Below are 24,054 nucleotides of genomic sequence, written 5' to 3' on the forward strand. Positions count from 1 at the left end.
TTTCGTCCTAGATCTCGTCATGCCAGGTACGGCCGTCGCGCTCGATCAGCGCGATGGCCTGGCTCGGGCCCCAGGTGCCGGCCGTATAGCCCTGCACCTGCTGGCCGGTCGTTTCCCAACCCTTGAGGATCGGATCCACCCATTTCCATGCGGCTTCGACTTCATCGCGGCGCATGAACAAGGTCTGGTTGGAGCGGATCACGTCCATCAGCAGGCGCTCGTAGGCGTCGGGATTGCGGACGTTGAAGGCCTGGGCGAAGCTCATGTCGAGCGACACGTTGCGCAGGCGCATGCCGCCCGGGCCCGGATCCTTGATCATCAGCGACTGCTTGACGCCCTCATCCGGCTGCAGGCGGATGATCAGCTGGTTGGCAACGATGCGCCCGGCCGCCTGGTCGAAGATTGCATGCGGGATCGGCTTGAAGGTGATGACGATCTCCGACATGCGCCCGGTCAGGCGCTTGCCGGTGCGGATGTAGAAAGGAACGCCCGCCCAGCGCCAGTTGTTGATCTCGGCCTTGATGGCAACGAAGGTCTCGGTATTCGACACGCCGCCTTCGAGCTCTTCGAGGTAGCCCTTGACCGGGCCGCTGCCCGATGCGCCGGCGCGATACTGGCCGCGAACCGTCGCCTGCTCGACGTTTGAGGCATTGAGCGGCTTCAGCGCGCGCAGCACTTTCAGCTTCTCGTCGCGAACGGCTTCCGAATCCATCGACGAGGGTACTTCCATCGCCGTCAGGCAGAGCAGCTGCAGGATGTGGTTCTGCACCATGTCGCGGAGCGCGCCAGCCGTATCGTAATAGCCGGCGCGGCCTTCGAGGCCGACCGATTCAGCCACGGTGATTTGCACGTGGTCGATGTAGTTGGCGTTCCACAATGGCTCATAGAGCGCGTTGGCAAAACGCAGCGCCATCAGGTTCTGCACCGTCTCCTTGCCGAGATAATGGTCGATGCGGAAGATCTGTTCTTCCTTGAAGGCACGGCCGATCGTGTCGTTGAGCTGCAGCGCCGAGGCGAGGTCGCGGCCGATCGGCTTCTCGACGACGATGCGGGTCGATTTGGTGATCAGCTTGTGGTCATGGATCTTCTGCGAGATGTCGCCGAAGATGCCCGGAGCGACGGCGAGATAGAAGGCGCGCACGCGATCCTTGCCTTCGTCGAGCAGCTTCTTCAGCTGATCCCAGCCGGCATCCGTGCGGGCGTCGACCGAGACGTAGTAAAGGCGGGCACAGAATTTCTCCACCTCCGCCTCGTCGTATTCACCCTTCTTCAGGTGCTCGTTCAGCGCGTCCTTGGCGAATTTGCGGTATTCCTCGTGCGTCAACGGGCTGCGCGAGGCGCCGATCACGCGGGTCGGTTCCGAAAACTGGCCTTCGATCTGGCGATGATACAGCGCGGGCAGAAGCTTGCGTTCTGCAAGGTCGCCGCTGCCGCCGAAGACGACATAATCAAAGGGCTCAACGGGAATGATTTGGCTGCTCATGAGCTTGTCTCTCAATCAGGCTGGTTGGCGGCCCTTTTAATCTAATCGATTTAAAAAAGCCAGTGTGCAGTGCAATGAATCTCTCAGGAACCGGTTTTAGAGCGAATTTCCGGAAGAGGAAATCCGCAATCGGACTAAAACTTGTCGCGAAGCGCAAACCACGACAAGGCGAGGAAAAGCAACGGGGCGCGCATGCGGGCCCCGCCGGGAAAGGCGGGAATATCGAGCGATGTGAACAGGTCGAGATCGCCGGATTTTCCAAGCACCGTTTCCGCGTAGAGCTTGCCACAGTAGTTTGACAGCATGACGCCATGGCCGGAATAACCGCCGATCGAGATGACCCCGGGCATGACCTCGCGCACGAAGGGCTGACGCGGCATGGTGATGCCGACGCTGCCGCCCCAGGCATGGGTGATGTCAATGTTCTTCAGGTCAGGATAGATCTCGGCGATCTGCCGGCGGATGTGCTCAGAAATGTCCCGCGGATTGTCCGACGTATAGGCCTCGCGTCCGCCGAACAGCAGGCGGCCGTCGCCGAATTTGCGGAAGTAGCGCACGACGAAGCGCGAATCGGCCACAGCCTCGCCCCCCGGCAGCACACCGGGATGCCCATCGAGCGGCGCCGTGGCGCCGATGAAGGAGCGGATTGGCATGACATGGCTTGCCGTCACCGGTTCGAGGCCGTCGATATAGCCGTCGCAGGCGATCAGCGCGCGCTCAGTGGTGATCGTTCCCCTTTCGGTTTCGATCGTCACCTTGCCGCCGCCCTGGCGGATCGCCGTTGCCTTGGTCATCTCGAAGATTTCAGCACCGGCATTGGCAGCGACCCGCGCGAGCCCGACCAGCAGCTTCAGCGGATGGATGTGGCCGGTGCCGACATCGCGCACGCCGCAATGGAAACGCTTCGAGCCGAGCCTGTCCTGCGTTTCCTTCTCGTCCATGAAGCGCAGATGCGGATAGTCGTAGCGGAAGGCGGCGATCTCGGCATTTTCGTAATAGGCGCGTTTGTAGCTCGCCTTATGTGCGACGTTGAGCTGGCCGGGTACATAGTCGATCTCGATCTGATGCTCGCGGGCGAAATCGATGAGATGGCGCTTGGCCGCCTCGGCAAGATCGAACAGCGCCTTCGAGCGTTCGTAGCCGATCTTCTCCTCGAGTTCTTCCGGCCACCATCGCTGGCCAGTGCCGAGTTGGCCGCCATTGCGCCCGGACGCCCCGTCGCCGAAGCGGCAGGCCTCGATCAGGACCACCGAAACGCCTGATTTGGCAAGATTATAGGCGGCCTGCAGGCCGGTATAGCCGCCGCCGACGATGGCGACGTCACATGTTCTCGAGCCGTCGAGAGCGGCATAGGTCGGCCGCTCCCCGACGGTTGCCTGATACCAGGATAGCCCCGGCGCGATCGGGCTCTGCCATGTCTCCTGCGATGCCATGATAGTCCCTCACACGTTGAGCAGAAGGAATTCCCGCTCCCAGGGGCTGATCACCTGCATGAAGGTCTCGAACTCGCCGCGCTTGACGCCGGCATAAAGGCCGATGAACTGCTTGCCGAACATTTCCTCGAAAGCGGGTTCGTCCTCGAGCAGCGCCACGGCCTCCAGCAGGCCGCGCGGCAGGTCGATCGAGCCCTCATTGGCCGAATCCTCGGTCGGCGCCGTCGGCTCGATCTCCTTCATGATGCCGAGCAGGCCGGAGGCGAGCGAGGCGGCGAGTGCGAGATAGGGGTTGGCGTCCGAGCTCGGCAGCCGGTTTTCCACGCGCCGCGCCTGTGGATCGGAAACCGGAACGCGGAAAGCCGTCGTCCGGTTGTCGTAGCCCCAGGCATTGTTGACGGGGCAGGACATATCCGGCTGCAAGCGCCGGTAGGAATTCACATAGGGCGCAAGCATCGCCATCGCACTCGGCACGAATTTCTGCATGCCGCCGATGAAATGGAAGAATTCTTTTGAAGCCGATCCGTCGGGATTGGAGAAGATGTTCTTGCCCGTCTCGATATTGACCACCGACTGATGGATATGCATCGCCGAACCCGGCTGACCCTGCATCGGCTTGGCCATGAATGTCGCGTAGATGTCGTGCTTCAGCGCCGCCTCGCGGATCGTTCGCTTGAACAGGAACACCTGGTCGGCAAGTTCGATCGGATTGCCGTGGCGCAGGTTGATCTCGAGCTGCGCCGGTCCCTCTTCGTGGATCAGCGTATCGATCTCCAGCCCCTGCTTCTCCGAGAAATGATAGACGTCGTCGATCAGCTCGTCGAACTCATTGATGCCGGCGATCGAATAGCCCTGACCGCCGAGGATCGAGCGGCCGGACCGGCCTTTGGGCGGGTGCAGCGGATAGTCGGGATCGTCGTTCTTGGCGACGAGATAGAATTCGATCTCGGGCGCCACGATCGGTTTCCAGCCGCGCTCGTGATAAAGACTCATGATGCGCTTCAGCACGTTGCGCGGCGTATAGGGCACTTCGCCGCCGTCCGAATCGACGATATCGCAGATCACCTGCGCCGTCGGGTCGGTCTCCCAGGGCACGACCGAAAGCGTCGAAAGGTCGGGCATCAGCTTCAGGTCGCTGTCGCGCGGCTCGTAGCGGAAGCTCTCCGTCTCGTCGGGATATTCGCCCGATATCGTATGCCGGTAGATTGCCGAAGGCAGTGCCAGCGACGTGTTCGAGGTGAATTTCGAGCTCGGCATCATCTTGCCGCGCGCAACGCCGGCAAGGTCCGGCGTGATGCATTCGATGTCTTCGATGCCTCTGTCCCTCAGCCACCGCGCTGCTTCCTTCCAGTTCGCAACGCCACGCAGGGATCCGAGTTCCGGGGGAGTTTTCTTCGAGGCGGGTACGTTTCTGGCAGGTTTCAGCGTCGTCTTTTTTGGGGACATGACACACCGGTTTGTGTTGATCGTGGCACCATCATAACCAGACTTTGCCAATTGGCGAGGGGTGGCAAACGTTGACTTTCGCCCTTTGATGGAAAAAGAAGACGTGATTTTGATCGGGGAAACGGATTTGCAGCGCAAAAGCGACGTCATCGTCATCGGCGCCGGGGCGGCGGGCATGATGGCGGCCATTGGCGCGGGAAAACGCGGTCGCTCGGTCGTGGTCCTCGACCATGCCAAGGCGCCTGGCGAGAAGATCCGCATATCGGGCGGCGGCCGCTGCAATTTCACCAATATCCATGCCGGACCGAAGAATTTCCTCTCCGCCAACCCGCATTTCTGCAAATCGGCGCTCGCCCGTTTCACACCTGCCGATTTCATCGCCATGGTCGACCGTCATGGCATTGCCTGGCACGAAAAGACGCTCGGCCAGCTTTTCTGCGACGATAGCGCCAAAGACATCATCCGCATGCTGCTGGCCGAGATGCGGATAGTCGGTGCAATGCTGCATCTCGGCACCGAGATATCAGGTGTCGAAAAGACCGAAGTCGGCTTCCGCGTATCGACCGGCGAAGGTCATTATGAAGCGGTATCGCTGATCGTCGCCGCCGGGGGCAAGTCGATCCCGAAGATGGGTGCCACCGGCTTTGCCTATCGCCTCGCCGAGCAGTTCGGCTTGGCCGTGCTCGAAACCCGGCCCGGCCTCGTGCCGCTGACGCTCGATCCCGGCCTGCTGGAAAGCATCGCCCCGCTTGCCGGCATCGCCGCCCCGGCAGAAATTCGCCATGGCAGGACCGGCTTCCGCGAAGCGCTGCTGTTCACCCATCGCGGGCTGAGCGGCCCGGCCATCCTGCAGATTTCTTCCTATTGGCGCGAGGGCGACGAGATCGTGGTCGCCATCGAACCGGATATCGATATTGCGGCGCATTTGAAGACGGCAAAGCAGCTCAATGGCCGCCAGTCGCCGCAGACAGCCCTTGGCGACATCCTGCCGAAGCGGCTGGCACAATTTCTCGTCGAACGCGAAAAGATTTCCGGCAACATGGCCGACCTGCCAGACAAGGCGCTGCTGCGTCTTGCCGCTGGCGTCCAGAATTGGGCGGTCAAACCGTCCGGCTCGGAAGGTTATCGCACCGCCGAAGTGACGCTCGGCGGCATCGACACGGCAGCGCTCGATTCCCGCAGCATGGAAGCAAAAGCAGTGCCCGGCCTTTATTTCATCGGTGAATGCGTCGACGTCACCGGCTGGCTTGGCGGCTATAATTTCCAGTGGGCCTGGGCCTCCGGTTTTGCCGCCGGTGAATGGGCCTGATGCATGTCGCCCAAAAGTACGCAGCGGTTTTGAGATAACGACATACATGAAGCCGAGGAGCACAGCGCTGATCAGAAAGCAAGACCTAAAGCGCGTCGCATGATTCCGATTCAACGCGACGTGCTTTAGAAAAGCCGATTCAAGACTTTTTAATAGAGGTGCGCCATCCTGTCTCAATTGGCGGTTTGCAAGGTCGTTCCTAAATTAAGCTTTACCGGCAAGCCGATTTGTTGGATTGTTGTTGTGTTAGAGAGAAGTGAGGTTTCGACCATGACCAGAAACACACGACGCGCCCGCGCCATCGCAATTGCCGAGGCAAAGCCGAACGCTCGAATGGTCGCCCTGCGTTATCTGATGCTTGCCGCTGGCGCCACCGCCGCCAGCATCGCGCTGCTGCTCTCGCACTTCATCTGATCCCGTCCGCAGATCTGGAATGAACGTTGCGACGTGACTATTGTCGCACCGCGGCGTCGCGGCCCATAATTTGCAACTATTTCACTGCCTTGGCTTAACCCGCCATAACAGCTTATCCGAAAATTAATATCTAATCTGACACAATTGCTCGCGAATATTTGGGCATCTCCAAGTTGTTTGGACATGAACTGGCAATGACTGCCGCCTGGCCTCCGGGTTCCCCAATGTAATTAAGAATAGCTCGATGTGCACCCGGCTGGCGCCATGTGGCTGCCTGCGGGAGGAGTGGTGTATGAAAGGCCCGGAACGCCATGTTGATTGACAAGATTCTTTCCCGTTTCAGGATCAAGACGAAAGTCCTGATCTTCGTTCTGCCTTTCGTCGTCACCATTTCGGCGGTGGGCCTGACGGGCCTCTACGCTTCGGGGCTGCTGCAGGGCCGCATGGAAATATCCAACAGCGTGCTGCAGTCGCTCAGCGGCTTCAAAGATCTCTATGGTTCGATGGACGATTTCCTGCGCGTCACCAGCCCTGAGGCGCGCGACAAGCTGCTCGCGGATCTGAAGACCCAGCAAGGCGTGCTCGACCAGACGCTGAACCAGGTCGGTGATGAGGCCGCCGGTCGCGACAGCCTTGCGGAGGCATCGCGCCGCACCAAGGACATTTCGGGAGTCGTTGACAAGCTCTGGGCGCTGCACGAGCAGGAGCGGGCATTGCATGAGCAGATCGATGCAGCGCAGAAGAGCGTGATCAGCACCCGCTTCACCGTGTCCTATCAGGCCGAGGAATTGCAGAGCACAGTCCAGAGCGACGAGAGCGCCGCCACCAGCACCCTTCGCACGGCCGACCGCCTGTTGAAGGGCGGCGATTTTCTCGGCACCGTCGCCAGCGGCTTCAGCAAGCCGCAGACACCGCAGGACAAGATCGCCTTCATCAACGAACAGATGCCGGAGATCATCAAATCGCAGCGTCTGATCGCCATCTCGGTTCCGAGCAATCAGAAGAATGTCATCGACGCCCTGGCTGCGACCATCGACGGAATCAAGGCGATCGTCCAGACGCCCAATCCGACCGACGAGACCGCCACCGAACTCGGCCGCCTGGTTTCGCGCTTCCGCCAGACCTCGACCTATACGCAGCTGACCGCCACGCAGAAAATGCGTGACGCGACCCAGGAATTCGCCGCGCTCGACGGCCGGATTGCCCAGGCCAACTCGGTCCTGCAGGATACGAGGCGTCTCGAAAATTCCGTCTATTCGCTGCAGATCGTTCTTTCCGACTTTCTCGCCGACTCCAGCAAGGAAAATCTCGTGCGTCTGCAGCAGCAGGCCGGCACGCTCGGCAAGGACATGCAGGTACTGATCACCAGCGCCAAGGGCATGGGTTTTGCCGAAGGCATATCAGGCGCGATCCAGCCGGCGCTCGACATCATCTCCGGCGGCGGCTCGAAGATCGTCGACACGATCGGCGAGCGCGTCACCGCCTATGCCGCCGCCCGCCAGGAGCTCGACCAGATCTGGAAAAAGCTGACTGATTTCGCCGAGCTGCAGAAGCAGACGGCCGGCACCGAGCGCACCCAGGCAAACAGCATCTCCGTCATGACCACCGGTCTCGGCATCCTGTTGTCGATCCTCGGCGGCATTGCCCTGGTGCTGACGCTGCAGCGCCCGATCAGCCATATCACCGCCGCCATGCGCCGCATCGCCGAAGGGGCGCTGGATACCAGCATCTCCGGCGAGCAGCGCCACGATGAAATCGGCGACATGGCCCGCGCGCTCGGCATCTTCAAGGAAAACGCCATCTCGAAGATCCGCATCGAGGAGCAGAGCGACGAGGAACGCGCCGCGGCCGAACATGAGCGCCAGCGCAACGACGCCGAAAAGCGCGAGATGGATCGTCAGATCGAATTTGCGGTCAACGCGCTCGCCGCCGGCCTCGAACGCATGTCGCAGGGTGATATCTCGACGACGATCGAAACGCCCTTCATCGGCCGTCTCGAACAGCTGCGCCAGGATTTCAACGGTTCGATGATGCGCCTGCAGGCGACGATGAGCCAGATCCGCGACAATGTCGAACTGATCCAGGGCAACGGCAACCAGATGGCCCAGTCCGCCGAGGACCTCTCCAAGCGCACCGAACAGCAGGCTGCCTCGCTCGAAGAGACCGCGGCCGCCGTCGATGAAATCACCGTCACGGTCCGTTCGTCGGCTGAACGCGCCAAGGATGCCGACCAGATCGTCCGCCAGGCCAAGCGCAGCGCCGACGATTCCGCCGTCGTCGTCAGCAATGCGATCGACGCGATGGGCCGCATCGAGGATGCCTCGCGCCAGATCGAGCAGATCATTGGCGTCATCGACGAGATCGCCTTCCAGACCAACCTCCTGGCGCTCAACGCCGGCATCGAGGCGGCGCGCGCCGGCGAAGCCGGCAAGGGCTTCGCGGTGGTTGCGATGGAGGTCCGCGAACTGGCCCAGCGCTCCGCCGCCGCGGCGCAGGAGATCAAGGGGCTGATCAACAAGTCGACCAACGAGGTCAATTCCGGCTCGCAATTCGTGCAGGAGACCGGCACGGTGCTCGCCAAGATCAGCGCCCAGATCGTCACGATCAGCCAGCATGTCGAGATGATTGCCCGCGCGAGCCACGACCAGTCCAACGCGCTGCAGAGCGTCAACGCGACCGTCAACCAGATGGACCAGATGACGCAGCAGAACGCCGCCATGGTGGAGGAAACAACCGCCGCCAGCCGCGAACTGGCCGACGAGGCCGATTCGCTGCGCCGGCTCATCCAGCAGTTCAAGATCGACGGTGAAGCCACCGGTGCGCCGGTCTACCGCGCCGCCTGATCATCGATCGATCCGTCTTCATGCGAACGGCCCCGGACTTTCCGGGGCCGTTTTTCTTTATTCTGCAAAACAGTGCCTCGATTGAGAAGATTTGAACGATGGAAGAATAGCTCGAATGCCGGGGCAGCCTATCACGCCGGGATAATCGAAAAACGCCTGGAAACGAGGCGATGAATATCTCCGACAGCCATGATTTGCGGAGAATCTTCCTTAACGCTTTTAGTCTAATTTAACCTTGGTTTATCTCCCGGGGGTCTCGATGCTGCGCCTTTTCTCTACGTCGATCGTACGCCAGATCGTTGCGATCACGCTGTTTCTGCTGGCCATCAGCACGGCCGCCATCGTCGGCGTGACCTATTACAATCTGAGCCATCAGGTCATGGACGGGGCCGTCTCCGACGCGAAGGACGCCGCCCGTGCGATGGCTGTCCTCTACGGCGCGGCTGATCAGGCTGCAAAGATCGAACTGAAAGACAATCAGCTCTCCGCCGTCACCGAAGACGCCATTCCTGCCCTTGCCGATCATTCGCTGGTTGACCGCACCGCGCAGTCGATCGCCGGCGTTGCGACCATCTTCCAAAAGCAGGGTGGCGACTACGTCCGCATATCCACAAACGTCAAGAAGGAAAACGGCGACCGCGCCGTCGGCACCAAGCTGGTCGCCGAGCACCCGGCCCAGCCGGTTCTCGCCAGGGGTGAAGCCTATTACGGACCGGCGGAGCTTTTCGGCCGCAAGTTCATGACCGGTTATTTCCCCATCAAGAACGCGTCGAACGCCAATGTCGGCATTCTCTTCATCGGTATTCCGATGGAGCTCTATTACCAGCGCATGTATGAGCTGCAGATGCTGGTTCTCGGCGTCGGCGCCATCGTCATGCTCATCGTCGGCATTCTCGCCTTCTATGCGATCCGCCTGTCGGTGAAGCCTTTGCAGGCGCTGACGACCAGCGTCCACGAGATTTCCGCGGGCGATCTCGAGGGAGCGATCCCCTGTATCGAAAAGAAGAACGAGTTCGGCGACATCGGCCGGGCCCTGGCGCTTTTCCGCGACAGCGCCCGCGCAAGGCGCGACCTGGAAACCCAGGCCGCCGAACAGCGCGCCTTGAGCGATGCCGAACGCGCCAGGAACGATGCCGACAAGCGCTCGCTTGACGGCCAGATCGACTTTGCCGTCAACCAGCTTGCCGCAGGCCTCGGGCGCCTGTCGCAGGGCGACGTCTCGCAGACCATCGGCACGCCTTTCGTCGGCCGGTTGGAGCAGTTGCGCGTCGATTTCAACGCTTCCCTTCTGCGGCTCCAGGATACGCTGTCCGGCATCCGCGACAGCGCCTCGAGCATCCAGCGCAGCAGCGGCGCCGTCTCCGCCTCTGCCGGCGAACTTTCGAAGCGCACCGAGGCACAGGCGGCGAGCCTTGAGGAGACTGCGGCCGCGGTGGAGGAGATCACCGTGACGGTTCGTTCTTCCGCCGAGCGTGCCCGGGAAGCCAACAATGTCGTGGCCGCGACCAAGAAGACGGCCGACAATTCCGGCGCCGTCGTCGGCGATGCCGTCTCCGCCATGGAGCGCATCGAGCAGGCCTCGCAGCGCATCGAGCAGATCATCGAGGTGATCGACGACATCGCCTTCCAGACCAATCTTCTGGCGCTGAACGCCGGCATCGAGGCGGCACGCGCCGGCGAGGCGGGCAAGGGGTTTGCCGTCGTCGCCCAGGAAGTCCGCGAACTCGCCCAGCGTTCGGCCGATGCGGCGCGCGAGATCAAGTCGCTGATCGAGACATCGAGCCGGGAAGTGACGGCAGGTTCCGAACTGGTCCAGAAGACCGGCAGCGTCCTTGCCTCGATCAGCCAGGAGATCATCGCAATCAGCGGTCATGTCGAAACCATCGCCACGGCGAGCCGCGATCAGTCGGCCGCGCTGCAGGAGGTCAATGGTTCGGTCAACGCCATGGACCAGATGACCCAGAAGAACGCGTCGATGGTTGCCGAGACGACGCAGGCAAGCCGCCTGCTCGCCGGCGAGGCCGACACGCTGATGGCGCTGATCGAGCGTTTCCGCATCGTCGCAGAATCCGCACCGGCTCATCTCGGGGCAAGAAAAGTCGCTTGAACCGCGCAGCCGCAGCTGCCACGGGAATGCGCCGCGGCCTTGCGTCGCCTTCCCAGGTTGAGATCGAGCGACGTCAGCCAAGCGGCGAAGCCAATGAGGCTGCTGTTTCCGAATTCGGTGTAGAATCTATCCTCCTCCGCCTTGCAACCGCATCGCTTGGGAGAGTGCCGATAGCCGATGGTGCCTGCGATGGTGATCATGTCGATCATGACGATGTCCTTTCCTATGTAAGACATCACCTGATCTAGGCATCGAATTTCTCTTTATAAACGGGGAAAATCCCGCTATGTTTTTCATTAATGAAAAATGCGAATTGGGATTCCTATCAGCTTTTCCTGCAGGTGGCCCGGCTCGGCGGGTTGACGGGAGCAAGCACCGCAAGCGGGCTTAGTCCTGCGACCATCGGCCGGCGCATGCTCGATCTCGAACAGGAGATCGGCCGTGCATTGTTTGTCCGCAGCCAGACCGGATACCGTCTGACCCCGGATGGTCAGGCGCTGCTCGATCACCTTCAGGAAATGGAAGCCGCCGCCCGCAAGGTCGAGGCGTGGCGGCAATCCGGCGAGGGCGGCACGACCGTCAGGATTGCCGCAGGCACCTGGGTCGCCTGGCTGCTGACGGAGAATTTCGCCGCAATCCGCATGCCGGGCGATGCCTTTGCCATTTCGCTCACCATCGGCGAGGCGCGGGCGAGCCTTGCATATCGCGAGAGCGATATCGGTATTCGCGCCTTCGAGCCTGAGGAGGCCAATCTCGCCGCACGTCAGCTTGGGGAGGTGGCCTATGCCGTCTATATCAGACGCAACACCGCCGAGACCGACGAGCGCTGGATTGCAGTCGCCGAGGATGAGGCGATATCGGCCTATCTGCGCTGGCCGCACGCCAAGGCCGCGACGGGGATCGTCGCCACCGTCAATCGGCCGCGTTCGCTGCCGGATCTGGTGCGCGCCGGCGCCGGCAAGACCGTGCTTCCCTGTTTCGTCGGCGATCTCCATCCTGAACTGCAGCGGCAGGGCGGCGAGTTGCCGGAATTGCGCCACCGGCAATGGATCGTCATGAATGCCGAGGATCGTCATCGCCCGGAGATCCGCACGGTCGCCGACCGCATGACCAAGCTCATCAAAAGTTATGCCGATCTCTTCGCTGGAAAACGACCGAGCCGCGGCTAATGCATGTCGCCCAGAACTGTGCAGCGGCTTTGGCGCCACGACATGCATCAAATAGAGACGTAAAGCGCCGCGCACACGATCGGTCGCGCGGCGATTGAAGAAGCGGGCCGACTTCGCCGGCCAACGGTCGGCTTTTCGTCAATGCCGGTTGGTGACGACGATGGGGATCAGCAGGTCACCCCAGTTACCGTCGCCGCCGTGATGACGGGCCGAGCGCACCAGTTCGACCGAAACGCCGGCCTCGACGGCTTTCATGACCGATTGGTTCAGCCGATGCAGGTCGTTGGCGAGCATGCGGATCGTCGTCTGCTGATCCTCGCTCATGCTGCTTGCCTGCTCTTCGGCCCGTTCCCTGACGCGTGTGATGGATGCCATGATCATCTCCTCCTCTTCGAGTTATTCCGCAGCCGGTTTGAACTGCGCATGTTCGGTCGAGCCGTGCATCGCCGTGGTCGAAGACCGGCCGCCGGTGATGGCGAGCGACACGGCGTCGAAATAGCCGGTGCCGACCTCGCGCTGGTGTTTGGTCGCGGTATAGCCATTGACCTCGGCGGCGAATTCCGCCTGCTGCAGCTCGGAATAGGCCGACATCTGCCGTTGCCGGTAGCCGCGCGCCAGTTCGTACATGCCGTAGTTCAGCTGATGGAAGCCGGCGAGCGTGATGAATTGGAACTTGTAGCCCATCGCGCCGAGTTCGCGCTGGAACCGCGCAATCGTCGCCTCGTCGAGATTCTTCTTCCAGTTGAAGGAAGGCGAGCAATTATAGGCGAGCAGCTTGCCGGGATGCACCTTGTGCACGCCTTCGGCAAAGCGCCGCGCCTGATCGAGGTCCGGCTTCGAGGTCTCGCACCAGATGAGATCGCAATGCGGCGCATAAGCGACGGCACGCGCGATGCAGGGCTCGATGCCGTTTCGCACCTGATAGAAACCTTCGACCGTGCGGCCGGCATCATAGTCGACGAAGGGCTGGTCGCGTTCGTCGATGTCTGACGTCAGCAGCTTTGCCGCTTCCGCGTCGGTGCGGGCGATGACGAGCGTCGCAACGCCCATGACGTCGGCGGCAAGCCGCGCGGCGTCGAGATTGCGGATATGGGCGGCCGTCGGGATCAGCACTTTGCCGCCGAGATGGCCGCATTTCTTCTCCGAAGCGAGCTGGTCCTCGAAGTGAACGCCCGCGGCACCCGCCTCGATATAGGCCTTCATGATTTCGAAGGCGTTGAGTGGTCCGCCGAAGCCTGCTTCCGCATCGGCAACAATCGGTGCGAACCAGGTCTCGACGGAAAGTCCCTGGGCTTCCGAGGTCTCGATCTGATCGGCGCGCTGCAGCGTGCGGTTGATGCGTTTGGCAAGCTCCGGACCGGCATTGGCCGGATAGAGAGACTGGTCGGGGTACATCGCCGATGCCGTATTGGCGTCGGCCGCCACCTGCCAGCCGGAGAGATAGATCGCCTTCAACCCGGCGCGCACCATCTGCATGGCCTGGTTGCCGGAAAGTGCGCCGAGCGCATTGACGAAATCCTCCTGGTGCAGAAGCTGCCACAACCGGTCCGCCCCCATTTCGGCCAGCGAATGGCGCAGCGCCACCGAGCCTCTGAGCCGCCGCACGTCATCGGTCGAGTACGGTCTCTCGATGCCGTCGAAACGATCAGCTGTTGCGTTTGGAACAAGCTTGTAAAAATCCGTCATGCTGCTCTCCTTACTAAAAAGCCCGACAAAGGTGCTGCATGACAAGATTGACAATATGAGCCGATATGGCCAGAAAAACCTTTGATTTCTTGCTTGGAAAGAGGTTAAGATGACGAGGATTGACAGAGCGGCGCTGTGAATTTGTAAAATTTTGTAAATATGGCGCTCCTTCCTTGTCAAAGGGTGTGACATGGCGGAACGAAAGATATTCGCAGGCCCGAAAGTCAGGCGCATCCGCAATGCGCTGGCGCTGACGCAGACCGCCATGGCCGAAGCGCTTGAAATATCACCGTCCTACCTGAACCTGATCGAGCGCAACCAGCGTCCGTTGACGGTGCAGCTCCTTCTCAAGCTTGCAAGCGTCTATAGGGTCGATCTGGAGGAATTGCGGGGGCAGACCGGCGGCAGTCTCGATCAGCTCAAGGAGATCTTTGTCGATCCGCTGCTGTCGGGCGAGTTGCCGGGCGATCAGGAATTGGTGGAGGTGGCCGAGGCAGCACCCAATGCCGCGAGCGGCATGATCAAGCTCTATCGCGCCTATCGCGAGCAGGCGGCAAGGCTGTCCGATCTGACGGCGCTGATGGCCGCCGAAGGACATGCACCGGTCGCCGCCGGCCGGTTGCCGCTGGACGAGGTGCGCGAGACGCTGGAGCGCAGGTCTGGATATTTCGGACGGATCGAGACGGCGGCGGAAGCCTTTGCCGCGACGCTCCCCGGCGGCCTCGATCTTGCTGCCGGGCTGAAGGATTGGCTGCGTTCCGAGCGCGGCATCGCGGTACGTGTTTTGCCCGTCCACGTGATGCCGGATCTGCGCCGCCGTTTCGATCGCCATTCGATGCGGCTTTTCATCTCGGAGCGCCTGTCACAGGCCGACCGCGCGCATGAGATATCAATCGAGGCTGCGACCCTTGCTTTGCTGCCGGCAATCGATGCCGAGCTCGCCGATCTCTCGCTCTCCTCCGCCGAGGCACGCCGCATCGCCCGTTTCGAGCTTGCCCGCATCGCCGCACTGGCGCTTGCAATGCCCTACGAGGCCTTTCTTTCGGCCGCCAAGGCAACGCGCTACGATATCGACATTCTGCGTGCACGCTTCGGCGTCTCCTTCGGCCATGCCGCCGCGCGCCTTGCCATGCTGCAGCGTCCCGGAGCGGCGGCCATTCCCTTCTTCCTGATCGAGATCGATGCCGCTGGCCACCGGCTGCGCAGGGCAGGCGCCCAGGGCTTTCCGCAGGCCCGTTTCGGCGGCGGCTGTCCGAAGCTCAATATCCATGCCGCCTTCCTGCAGCCGGGCCAGATCCTTGCCGAAACGGTGGTCATGCCGGACGGGGCATCCTTCCTGACGGTCGCCCGCACCCTGGAGGGACCGAGCGTCGAATTCGGCGAAAGGGTCAGGCGCACCGCGATCCTGATCGGCTGCGACGCTGCCCTTGGCGAGGGTGTGGTCTATGGGCAGGCGATGGCGCTCGATCCGGTCACGATCGGTCCGGCATGTCGCCTTTGCGAGCGACGCGGCTGCCTTTCCCGGGCCGAGCCGCCGGTGACGAGACCGCTCGGGCTCGATGAGATGGTGGCGGGGCTCAGCGCCTTTGATTTCCAGTGATTGTGAAATCATTGAGGGCGCAGGATTTTGCGCTTGTGGGCTGTGAAATTCCTTCTTAGTCTGCGTGGAAAACCAGAGGGAAAAGATGTCCGGGGGTGCGGAATCTTTGAACAAACAGGAGAAGTCATGAGGTCAACCATTCTATGCGTGACAGCCGCCGCCGTTACCGCACTCCTTGCTGCCGCTCCGGCCTTTGCCCAGGAACGCGTGGTCAACGTCTACAACTGGTCGGATTATATCGACAGTTCCATCCTCGAGGATTTCACCAAGGAAACCGGCATCAAGGTCGTCTACGACACTTTCGATTCCAACGAGACGCTGGAAACCAAGCTCTTGGCCGGTGGTTCGGGGTATGACGTCGTCGTCCCCACCGTATCCTTCATGCAGCGCCAGATCGCCGCCGGCGTCTACCAGAAGCTCGACAAGTCGAAGCTGCCGAACCTGGTCAATATGTGGGACGTCATCATGAAGGGCGTGGCGTCCTTCGACCCCGGCAATGAATACAGCGTCGACTACATGTGGGGCACGACGGGCATCGGCTATAATGTCGACAAGGTCAAGGCGGCCCTCGGCACTGACGACAAGCCCAATTGGGACGCGTTGTTCGATCCGGCGAAAGCGGCGAAACTCAAGGATTGCGGCATCTATATGCTGGATTCCCCGACTGACGTCGTGCCCTCGGTGCTCGCCTATCTCGGGCTCAATCCCAACAGCACCGATCCAGCCGATCTCAAGAAGGCACAGGAGGTTCTCACGGCCGTCCGTCCCTTCGTCCGCAAGTTCCATTCGTCCGAATATATCAGCGCGCTGGCGAACGGCGATATCTGCATCGCGCTCGGTTATTCCGGCGACATGTTCCAGGCCCGCGACCGTGCCGCGGAAGCCAATGCCGGCGTCAAGGTCGATTATTCGGTGCCGTCGCAGGGAGCCCAGATCTTCTTCGACGTCTTCGGCATTCCGAAGGATGCGCCGCATGTCGCAGAAGCCCATGAATTCATCAACTACATGATGAAGCCGGAAGTGATCGCCAAGGCCTCGAACTTCGTCTTCTACGCCAACGGCAACAAGGCGTCGCAGCAGTTCCTCGACAAGGAGGTCCTCGACGATACGGCGATCTACCCGACGCCCGAGGTGATGGCGAAACTCTTCACCGTTCCGCCGCTCGATCCGAAGACGCAGCGGATCGTGACGCGGCTATGGACCACCGTGGTCACCGGCCAATGATAGCATAACGGCCCGGACGGAAACGTCCGGGTCTTTTTTTGACGATTCCGGCCGGGTGAAGCCGGGAGCAAAAGAATGTATTTTCGGGGAACAATATGAAGTCTCTAGGCAATATTCGCCGCTCTTTCGCACCTTGGACCGATCCGTCCGCCAAGCCCTTCATATCCATCAAGAACGTCACCAAGCGTTTCGGTGATTTCACCGCCGTCGATAACCTGTCGCTCGATATTTATCACCGCGAGTTCTTCGCGCTGCTCGGCGCTTCCGGCTGCGGCAAGTCGACGCTTCTGCGCATGCTCGCCGGCTTCGAGCAGCCGACCTCGGGCGAAATCGTGCTCGACGGCACCGACATGGCCGGCACGCCGCCCTATAGGCGCCCCGTCAACATGATGTTCCAGTCCTATGCGCTTTTCCCGCACATGACGGTCGAGAAGAACATCGCCTTCGGCCTGAGACAGGACGGCATGGCGAAGGACGAGATGACTGACCGCGTCTTGCAGATGCTGAAGCTCGTCAAGCTGGAGCAATTTGCCTCCCGCAAGCCGAACCAGCTTTCCGGCGGCCAGCGCCAACGCGTGGCGCTGGCCCGCTCGCTCGCCAAGCGCCCGAAGGTGCTGCTGCTCGACGAACCGCTCGGCGCGCTCGACAAGAAGCTGCGCGAGGAAACCCAGTTCGAGCTGATGGACCTGCAACAGAATCTCGGCCTCACCTTCGTCGTCGTCACCCACGACCAGGAAGAGGCGATGACCATGGCGGACCGTATCGCCGTCATGAGTCACGGCAAGGTCGTGCAGGTGGCGACGCCGGCCGAGATCTACGAGGCGCCGAATTGCCGTTTCGTCGCGGATTTCATCGGCGACGTGAACATCTTCGACGGCAAGGTCGCCTCATCGGGCAATGGCACCGTCGAGATATCAGTCGACAGCGGCTTCAGCGTGCGTGTCGCCGCCGCCGAAACACCTTCTGCAGGCAGCGCCGTCGGTTTCGCCATCCGGCCGGAAAAGATGCGGGTCGGGCGCACGCCGCCCGCCAACGCCTCCGTCAACGCCGCCAGAGGCGAACTCTGGGATATCGCCTATCTCGGCGACATGACCGTCTTCCATGTGAAATTGCAGAGCGGCAACGTCGTCAAGGCCTCGTCGCTCAATGCGCAGCGCTCCGTCGACGACCCCTTCACCTACGATCAGGAAGTCTGGGTCTCCTTCGACGAGAATGCCGGCGTCCTGCTGAAGGATTGACATCATGGGGAAGTTCACGTCCGGCCTCTACAATCGCCTCGTCATCGTCATCCCTTATGCTTGGCTGCTGCTCTTCTTCCTGGCGCCCTTCTTCATCGTCTTCCGCATTTCGATGTCGACGACGGCGATCGCCATGCCGCCCTATGAGCCTGTCTTCTCCTTCGCTGACGGCTGGGCCGGCCTCTTAAGCAAGATCGGCGAATTCTCCCTCGACAATTACACCTACCTCACCGACGACCCGCTCTATTTCAACGCCTATCTGTCGAGCGTGGTGATCGCCGCGATCTCCACCTTCCTGACGCTGCTGATCGCCTATCCAATCGCCTACGGCATGGCGCAGGCGCCACGTGGCCTGCGGCCGACGCTGGTGATGCTCGTCATCCTGCCCTTCTGGACGAGCTTCCTGATCCGCGTCTACGCCTGGATCGCCATCCTCAAGCCGGAGGGCCTGTTCAACCAGCTGCTGCTGTCGCTGCACCTGATCGATACGCCGCTGATCATCCTCAACACCAATACCGCCGTCTATATCGGCATCGTCTATTCCTATCTGCCCTTCATGGTGCTGCCGCTTTATTCGGCGCTCGAGAAGATGGACGGCACGCTGATCGAAGCCGCACAGGATCTCGGCTGCCCGCCGATCACCGCCTTCTGGCGCGTCACCTTCCCGCTGTCGATCCCCGGCGTGGTGGCCGGCTGCATGCTGGTCTTCATCCCGGCCGTCGGCGAATTCGTCATTCCCGATCTGCTCGGCGGGTCGCAGACGCTGATGATCGGCAAGACGCTGTGGAACGAGTTCAATTCCAATCGCGACTGGCCGGTCTCCTCGGCGGTGGCGACCATCCTGTTGCTGATCCTGGTCATCCCGATCGTCTTCTTCCAGAATGTCCAGGCCAAAGCCGAAGAGCGGGGGAAATAAGCCATGCTGAAATGGACCCGCTTCAACATCGTCTCCGTCACGCTCGGCTTCGCTTTCCTCTATCTGCCGATCGTGCTTCTCGTCATTTTCTCCTTCAACGAATCCAAACTCGTGACCGTCTGGGGCGGCTTCTCGACGAAATGGTATGTCTCGTTGATGAGCAATCAGGCCTTGCTCGACGCTGCCTGGGTGACGCTACGCGTCGGGCTGCTGTCGGCAACGTTTGCAACCATCCTCGGCACGATGGCGGCGCTGACATTGGTGCGCTACACCCGCTTTCGCGGCCGCATGTTGTTTTCGGGCATGGTCTATGCCCCGCTCGTCATGCCGGAGGTCATCACCGGCCTGTCATTGCTGCTGCTCTTCGTGGCGATCGGTCTCGATCGTGGCTTCTGGACGATCACGCTCGCGCACACGACGCTGACCATGTGCTTCGTCGCCGTCGTAGTGCAGTCGCGCCTGCTCAGTTTCGATCATTCGATCGAGGAAGCTGCCCAGGATCTCGGCGCGCCGCCGGTGCGCACCTTCTTCGAGATCACCCTGCCGATCATCGCGCCAGCCGTGCTCTCCGGCTGGATCCTGGCCTTCACCCTGTCGCTTGACGATCTGGTGATTGCGAGCTTCACCTCGGGGCCTGGCGCCACCACGCTGCCGATGAGGATCTACAGCCAGGTCCGCCTCGGCGTGACGCCCGAGATCAATGCGGTGTGCACGATCCTGATCGGCATCGTCGCCTTCGGCGTCATCTGCGCCTCGATCATTACCAAGCGCCGCGAAACGCAGCGGCAGAGGGACGAACGCGCCGCCGCCGCAGGGGCGTGAGGTCTAAAGCGCGTGCTCCTTGCGCTTTATGTCTCCATTTTACGCATGTCGTTCTCGCAAAACCACTGCACGCTTTTGCGCGACATGCTTCATTGCGCGTGGGGTGTATTGCCGAAAAGTGGAACCGGCGAGATCACCGGGTTCGGCCATGAACCGCCGACGAAGAACGGCAGAAGCGGCAGCTCCGCCGCCTTGGCAGGATCGGTTGCCTCCAGCGATCCGGAAAGCGCCAGCCCGTTCGACTGATAGGTGATGACGCCGGAAAGCGTCAGCGTCTGAGTGGCGCCGGCGATACGGGCGTCGTGCATCTCGGCGGTGCCGTTGGCGAAATCGGCCTGCAGGTTCAGCTGGTTGAAGGCGAAGGCGCCGCCTGCTGCCGCGCTCAGCGGAAAGAACGGCTTTTCGGCTGCCTGCGTGCGCAATGCCGCAGCATCAATGCCGGGAATCGTGCCTTCCCTGGTCCAGAAGTGCAGCTTGCCGGTGACGTCGGCAAGGCCGGTCGTCCAGATCGCCTTCGGCGACTGCAGGTCGAGATCGAGCGATCCTGTCGCAAGCGGCAGCGGACCCTTCAGTTGCAGGCGCTCTGCAAGGGCCGCGAAGTCGGCATTGCGGATCGACAGCTGCAGCCTGCCGCCGCCGTCGAAGTCGCGCTGCGTCGCTTCCAGATGCGCGGTCATCTCGCCGCCTTCGAACTGGCTGTCGCCAATATCGAATTTCGCTTCGCCGCCGGCAACGATCACGCTGGCGCCAACGTCGGAAAGCTCGAAGAGACCCATCTGCGCGCGCCGTGCCGAAAGCCTGACGTCGACATCGAGCAGCCGCAGCGGCCCGGTTATGCCGGCGGAGATTTCCTCCGCCTCGCCGGCGGCGAGCCTGAGGGCGAAGGCATCGAGGAAGGGCTTGAGGTTCATCTGGTCGAAGGCCAGCGTGCCGCCGATCTTCGGCCGTTTTCCGGGTTGGGTGAAAAGGTCCATCACCCCGGTGGCACTCGCTTCGTTCAGCGAGAGACTGAGATTGTTGAAGCGCAGCCCGTTGCCCGACGACATGATGTCGGATTCCAGCGAAGCGCTCTTCAACGTTGCGATGCCGGGGATCGATTTGCCCGACCATGTCAGCAGTGCCGGCACATCGGGAATGCTGGCGGTGATATTGCCGGAAAGGGCCGAAAGGCTGGCGATGCTGGCAATCCCCTGGAAGTGCGCCGTCAACAGGTTTGATGTGAGCGACGTCCGGGTCTCGGCATTCCTGCCGGCAAAGGCGAGCAGCGGCTGGCGCGAGGCGAAATCGACCTTCAGGTCCTCGCCGTTGATGCGGGCGATGACGACCGCCGAGATCGCGCCGGATAGCCTCGGCCAGGCGATATCTGCGGTGACGCTATCGAAATGATAGGTCTTGGCGGACTTGATGTCGGTGACCACAAGCGTCCCGTCCTCGACCGTCACTGCGCCGATCTCGGCATCGAGATCCCGAGCAAGCACCTCAGCTCCGTTTTCGGAGCGTACGCCGTTGATCGCGCGTGCGAGCAGGCCGGCATAACTCCAGTCGATCAGCCCTTTCTCGTCGCGCGTCAGCGCCAGGTTGGGGCGCACCAGGTGGAATTCGTGGAAGCTCGTCCGGCCTCGCAACGCATCGATGAGGCTGAAATCGGCTGACAGGCTTTCGATACTGCCGAGCAGCTTGTCGCCGCTTTCGCGCGGCTGGCGGATGGTGATCTGGTTCAGTGTGATGCGCGGCGTCGGCCAGAATTCGAGAACCGGACTGCCCTTGATCTCGGCATGGTAGCCCGTCCATTTCGACAGCGCGTCCTCGATGCCGGAGCGCACGAAGCCGGTCGAGATGAGATAGGGTGCGGCGACCCTGAGCGCTACGAAAAGCGCGAGCGCTATCAGGAGGAATACCGTCGACAGGCGGGCGAAGGCCGGAAGCCAGCGCGAAACGGGTCCGATCTTCCTGCGCCACCTGCGATGTCTTGACGTGCTCATGATCTCCGCCGGCAAATTCAGCCGGTCATCCCGTTATGCGCTGAATTCGGCGGATATAGGAAATATCGGGCATATGCAAATCCCATACAGCGCCGCGCGTCTTTTCAGACGCGCAAAGGACGCTGTAGCACTTTCAATTAAATAGTTGGAGCATGATGTCGTCCGAAAACCGCTCACACTTTTCGGCATCATGCTCCAGGCGACGGATCGCGTCGGTTCCGCACTTTATAATGCAATGCAGCATGATATAAAGACGGCATTGGGGAGGAGGATTGAATGCAGGATAACAGACCACTTTGGGTGCCCTCGGGGGATGCCGTTGCAAAAAGCCCGATCCATGCCTTCATGGAACGCTGCAATGCCGATTTCGGGCTTTCTCTTTCTGGCTTTGAGGAGCTGCACGCATGGTCGGTGGCCGAGCGGGAGAATTTCTGGTCGACCGTCTGGGATTTCTGCGGCGTGAAGGGAGAGCGCGGCGTAGAGGTGCTTGCCAATGGCGATCGCATGCTGGACGCCCGCTTCTTTCCTGACGCGACACTGAACTTCGCCGAGAACCTGCTGTCTGGCCGCGGTGAGGGCGATGCCATCATCTTCCGCGGCGAGGACAAGGCCGAGGACCGCTGGTCGTGGGACCGGCTGCGCGCGCTGGTCTCGAAGCTGCAGCAGGCCTTCGCAGCACTCGGGATCGGCAAGGGCGACCGCATCGCCGCCATGATGCCGAACATGCCGGAGACCGTCGCCGCCATGCTCGCCGCCGCCTCGATCGGTGCCATCTGGTCGTCCTGCTCTCCTGATTTCGGCGAGCAGGGTGTGCTCGACCGCTTCGGCCAGATCGGCCCGAGGCTGTTCATCGCTTGCGATGCCTATTGGTATTCCGGCAAGCTGCAGGATGTCGGCGCCAAGGTCGCCACCGTCACAAAAAGTCTGGGTATTCCCTCCGTCATTGTCCACTACGCCGGCGATGCGGAGGCAGTGGCGCGCAAGACGCCGGGGGCTTCAACGCTCGAGGCCTTTGTCGCGCCCTATGAGGCAAGGGAAGTCGAATTCACGCGGCTTGGCTTCGCGCATCCGCTTTACATCCTCTTTTCGTCAGGCACGACAGGCGTGCCGAAATGCATCGTGCATTCGGCCGGCGGCACGCTGCTGCAGCATCTGAAGGAGCACCGGCTGCATTGCGGCCTGCAGGCGGGCGAGAAGCTGTTCTACTTCACCACCTGCGGCTGGATGATGTGGAACTGGCTGGTCAGCGGTCTCGCCAGCGGCGCAACGCTCTGCCTGTTCGACGGCTCGCCCTTTGCCCCCGATGGCAACGTGCTGTTCGACTATGCCGAGGCCGAAAAATTCGCCATCTTCGGCACCTCGGCGAAATATATCGACGCGGTGCGCAAGGGCGGGCTGACGCCGCGCGCAAGTCACGATCTTTCCAGCCTGCGGCTGATGACTTCCACCGGTTCGCCCCTGTCGCCTGAGGGGTTCACCTTCGTCTATGAGGGCATCAAGGAAGACGTGCAGCTCGCCTCGATCTCAGGCGGCACCGATATCGTCTCCTGCTTCGTGCTCGGCAATCCGCTGCAGCCGGTTTGGCGCGGTGAGATCCAGGGGGCCGGCCTCGGCCTTGCCGTCGACGTGTGGAACGATGATGGCAAGCCGGTGCGCGGGGAGAAGGGTGAGCTCGTCTGCACCAAGGCCTTCCCCTCGATGCCGGTAATGTTCTGGAACGACCCCGACGGCGCCAAATATCGCGCCGCCTATTTCGACCGCTTCGACAATGTCTGGTGTCACGGCGACTTCGCCGAATGGACGGAGCATGGCGGCCTTGTGATCCACGGCCGTTCGGATGCGACGCTCAATCCCGGCGGCGTACGCATCGGCACGGCGGAGATCTATAATCAGGTCGAGCAGATGGAGGAGGTGGCCGAGGCGCTCTGCATCGGCCAGGAGTGGGACGACGACGTGCGCGTCATCCTCTTCGTTCGCCTTGCCCCCGGTGTGACGCTGACGGAGGATCTCGTCAAGGCGATCAAGACGCGTGTTCGCACCGGCGCCTCGCCGCGGCACGTGCCGGCGAAGATCATCGCGGTTGCTGATATTCCCCGCACCAAATCCGGCAAGATCGTCGAGCTTGCCGTTCGCGAGGTCGTTCACGGTCGGCCGGTTAAGAACCAGGAAGCGCTTGCCAATCCCGAGGCGCTGCGGCTCTTCGCCGGGCTAAGCGAACTGAAGGATTGACAGCGATCGGAAACTACAAGCTTTCACCCTCTATCAATCTCCTGTCATGGAAACCTTTCGTTAAGAAAGGTTTGTCAAAGGTGAAGCCATCTTGGGGGTCGCACATGAACGAGGCGGCCTGGGGCTTTCAAGCCTCCGAAACATGACGTTGAT

At 61.5% G+C, this 24,054-nt stretch carries 18 protein-coding genes; 11 read left to right on the forward strand and 7 right to left on the reverse strand.

The window, feature by feature from the left end; all coding sequences use genetic code 11:
* Positions 1–7: 7 nt before the first annotated feature.
* From zwf to AC1D2N_RS08310, 3 genes are all read right to left on the reverse strand, one after another.
* The gene (zwf, locus tag AC1D2N_RS08300) at positions 8–1,483 is read right to left on the reverse strand and encodes a glucose-6-phosphate dehydrogenase (protein WP_018244847.1); all 1,476 of its coding nucleotides are present in this window, start codon (positions 1,481–1,483) and stop codon (positions 8–10) included.
* A 134-nt stretch (positions 1,484–1,617) separates the two neighbouring features.
* The gene (locus AC1D2N_RS08305) at positions 1,618–2,916 is read right to left on the reverse strand and encodes an NAD(P)/FAD-dependent oxidoreductase (RefSeq protein ID WP_130651740.1); all 1,299 of its coding nucleotides are present in this window, start codon (positions 2,914–2,916) and stop codon (positions 1,618–1,620) included.
* Positions 2,917–2,925: 9 nt separating this feature from the next.
* Positions 2,926–4,362, reverse strand: coding sequence for a glutamine synthetase family protein (locus AC1D2N_RS08310; RefSeq protein ID WP_130651741.1), 1,437 nt, complete (start codon positions 4,360–4,362; stop codon positions 2,926–2,928).
* Positions 4,363–4,450: 88 nt separating this feature from the next.
* On the opposite strand from AC1D2N_RS08310, the gene AC1D2N_RS08315 reads away from it, so the two are divergent.
* The 4 genes from AC1D2N_RS08315 (at position 4,451) to AC1D2N_RS08330 (ending at position 11,035) form a co-directional block, all read left to right on the forward strand.
* The gene (locus AC1D2N_RS08315; RefSeq protein ID WP_130651742.1) at positions 4,451–5,671 is read left to right on the forward strand and encodes a BaiN/RdsA family NAD(P)/FAD-dependent oxidoreductase; all 1,221 of its coding nucleotides are present in this window, start codon (positions 4,451–4,453) and stop codon (positions 5,669–5,671) included.
* Positions 5,672–5,941: 270 nt separating this feature from the next.
* Positions 5,942–6,085, forward strand: coding sequence for a hypothetical protein (locus AC1D2N_RS08320; protein ID WP_003556626.1), 144 nt, complete (start codon positions 5,942–5,944; stop codon positions 6,083–6,085).
* 311 nt (positions 6,086–6,396) lie between these two features.
* On the forward strand, positions 6,397–8,928 hold the full coding sequence (locus tag AC1D2N_RS08325) for a methyl-accepting chemotaxis protein (RefSeq protein WP_018244851.1): 2,532 nt from the start codon (positions 6,397–6,399) through the stop codon (positions 8,926–8,928).
* Between the two features lie 259 nt (positions 8,929–9,187).
* A complete protein-coding gene (locus tag AC1D2N_RS08330; protein WP_028733999.1) occupies positions 9,188–11,035 on the forward strand; it encodes a methyl-accepting chemotaxis protein in 1,848 nt (615 codons plus the stop codon).
* Here AC1D2N_RS08330 and AC1D2N_RS08335 read toward each other — a convergent pair.
* Complete coding sequence (locus AC1D2N_RS08335; RefSeq protein WP_028733998.1) at positions 11,008–11,244, reverse strand: hypothetical protein; 237 nt, start codon at positions 11,242–11,244, stop codon at positions 11,008–11,010. The genes AC1D2N_RS08330 and AC1D2N_RS08335 overlap by 28 nt on opposite strands.
* Before the next feature lie 90 nt (positions 11,245–11,334).
* On the opposite strand from AC1D2N_RS08335, the gene AC1D2N_RS08340 reads away from it, so the two are divergent.
* Positions 11,335–12,204, forward strand: coding sequence for a LysR family transcriptional regulator (locus tag AC1D2N_RS08340; RefSeq protein WP_130651743.1), 870 nt, complete (start codon positions 11,335–11,337; stop codon positions 12,202–12,204).
* A 138-nt stretch (positions 12,205–12,342) separates the two neighbouring features.
* On the opposite strand, the gene AC1D2N_RS08345 is transcribed toward AC1D2N_RS08340, so the two are convergent.
* Both AC1D2N_RS08345 and aceA read right to left on the reverse strand, forming a co-directional pair.
* Entirely contained in the window at positions 12,343–12,579 is a 237-nt protein-coding gene (locus AC1D2N_RS08345) for an SMc00767 family acetate metabolism repressor (protein ID WP_018244855.1), read from the reverse strand.
* Between the two features lie 21 nt (positions 12,580–12,600).
* Positions 12,601–13,890, reverse strand: a complete 1,290-nt coding sequence (gene aceA / locus AC1D2N_RS08350; protein ID WP_018445780.1) for an isocitrate lyase — start codon at positions 13,888–13,890, stop codon at positions 12,601–12,603.
* Between the two features lie 190 nt (positions 13,891–14,080).
* Between aceA and AC1D2N_RS08355 the strand changes: the two genes are divergently transcribed.
* From AC1D2N_RS08355 to AC1D2N_RS08375, 5 genes are all read left to right on the forward strand, one after another.
* Entirely contained in the window at positions 14,081–15,490 is a 1,410-nt protein-coding gene (locus tag AC1D2N_RS08355; RefSeq protein ID WP_113544477.1) for a helix-turn-helix domain-containing protein, read from the forward strand.
* 126 nt (positions 15,491–15,616) lie between these two features.
* Positions 15,617–16,714, forward strand: a complete 1,098-nt coding sequence (locus tag AC1D2N_RS08360; RefSeq protein WP_018244858.1) for a polyamine ABC transporter substrate-binding protein — start codon at positions 15,617–15,619, stop codon at positions 16,712–16,714.
* A 95-nt stretch (positions 16,715–16,809) separates the two neighbouring features.
* Positions 16,810–17,952 (forward strand): ABC transporter ATP-binding protein, encoded by a 1,143-nt coding sequence (locus tag AC1D2N_RS08365; protein WP_012756109.1) that lies wholly within the window; start codon positions 16,810–16,812, stop codon positions 17,950–17,952.
* 4 nt (positions 17,953–17,956) lie between these two features.
* Positions 17,957–18,868, forward strand: coding sequence for an ABC transporter permease subunit (locus AC1D2N_RS08370; RefSeq protein ID WP_115157041.1), 912 nt, complete (start codon positions 17,957–17,959; stop codon positions 18,866–18,868).
* Between the two features lie 3 nt (positions 18,869–18,871).
* A complete protein-coding gene (locus tag AC1D2N_RS08375; RefSeq protein ID WP_028733994.1) occupies positions 18,872–19,690 on the forward strand; it encodes an ABC transporter permease in 819 nt (272 codons plus the stop codon).
* Between the two features lie 89 nt (positions 19,691–19,779).
* Here AC1D2N_RS08375 and AC1D2N_RS08380 read toward each other — a convergent pair whose 3' ends face one another.
* The gene (locus tag AC1D2N_RS08380) at positions 19,780–21,672 is read right to left on the reverse strand and encodes an AsmA family protein (RefSeq protein WP_028733993.1); all 1,893 of its coding nucleotides are present in this window, start codon (positions 21,670–21,672) and stop codon (positions 19,780–19,782) included.
* 276 nt (positions 21,673–21,948) lie between these two features.
* Here AC1D2N_RS08380 and AC1D2N_RS08385 point away from each other — a divergent pair, with 276 nt between their 5' ends.
* Positions 21,949–23,901: an acetoacetate--CoA ligase gene (locus AC1D2N_RS08385; RefSeq protein WP_028733992.1), complete on the forward strand. Its 1,953-nt coding sequence runs from the start codon at positions 21,949–21,951 to the stop codon at positions 23,899–23,901.
* The last annotated feature ends 153 nt before the right edge of the window (positions 23,902–24,054 follow it).

It is taken from the genome of Rhizobium sp. P1_B8 (assembly GCF_056406515.1).

Bases quoted from the DNA above. Each gene is read 5' to 3' on its own strand.
- zwf (WP_018244847.1), bottom strand. From the start codon at position 1,483: ATGAGCAGCCAAATCATTCCCGTTGAGCCCTTTGATTATGTCGTCTTC.
- AC1D2N_RS08305 (WP_130651740.1), bottom strand. From the start codon at position 2,916: ATGGCATCGCAGGAGACATGGCAGAGCCCGATCGCGCCGGGGCTATCC.
- AC1D2N_RS08310 (WP_130651741.1), bottom strand. From the start codon at position 4,362: ATGTCCCCAAAAAAGACGACGCTGAAACCTGCCAGAAACGTACCCGCC.
- AC1D2N_RS08315 (WP_130651742.1), top strand. From the start codon at position 4,451: ATGGAAAAAGAAGACGTGATTTTGATCGGGGAAACGGATTTGCAGCGC.
- AC1D2N_RS08320 (WP_003556626.1), top strand. From the start codon at position 5,942: ATGACCAGAAACACACGACGCGCCCGCGCCATCGCAATTGCCGAGGCA.
- AC1D2N_RS08325 (WP_018244851.1), top strand. From the start codon at position 6,397: ATGTTGATTGACAAGATTCTTTCCCGTTTCAGGATCAAGACGAAAGTC.
- AC1D2N_RS08330 (WP_028733999.1), top strand. From the start codon at position 9,188: ATGCTGCGCCTTTTCTCTACGTCGATCGTACGCCAGATCGTTGCGATC.
- AC1D2N_RS08335 (WP_028733998.1), bottom strand. From the start codon at position 11,244: ATGATCGACATGATCACCATCGCAGGCACCATCGGCTATCGGCACTCT.
- AC1D2N_RS08340 (WP_130651743.1), top strand. From the start codon at position 11,335: ATGAAAAATGCGAATTGGGATTCCTATCAGCTTTTCCTGCAGGTGGCC.
- AC1D2N_RS08345 (WP_018244855.1), bottom strand. From the start codon at position 12,579: ATGGCATCCATCACACGCGTCAGGGAACGGGCCGAAGAGCAGGCAAGC.
- aceA (WP_018445780.1), bottom strand. From the start codon at position 13,890: ATGACGGATTTTTACAAGCTTGTTCCAAACGCAACAGCTGATCGTTTC.
- AC1D2N_RS08355 (WP_113544477.1), top strand. From the start codon at position 14,081: ATGGCGGAACGAAAGATATTCGCAGGCCCGAAAGTCAGGCGCATCCGC.
- AC1D2N_RS08360 (WP_018244858.1), top strand. From the start codon at position 15,617: ATGAGGTCAACCATTCTATGCGTGACAGCCGCCGCCGTTACCGCACTC.
- AC1D2N_RS08365 (WP_012756109.1), top strand. From the start codon at position 16,810: ATGAAGTCTCTAGGCAATATTCGCCGCTCTTTCGCACCTTGGACCGAT.
- AC1D2N_RS08370 (WP_115157041.1), top strand. From the start codon at position 17,957: ATGGGGAAGTTCACGTCCGGCCTCTACAATCGCCTCGTCATCGTCATC.
- AC1D2N_RS08375 (WP_028733994.1), top strand. From the start codon at position 18,872: ATGCTGAAATGGACCCGCTTCAACATCGTCTCCGTCACGCTCGGCTTC.
- AC1D2N_RS08380 (WP_028733993.1), bottom strand. From the start codon at position 21,672: ATGAGCACGTCAAGACATCGCAGGTGGCGCAGGAAGATCGGACCCGTT.
- AC1D2N_RS08385 (WP_028733992.1), top strand. From the start codon at position 21,949: ATGCAGGATAACAGACCACTTTGGGTGCCCTCGGGGGATGCCGTTGCA.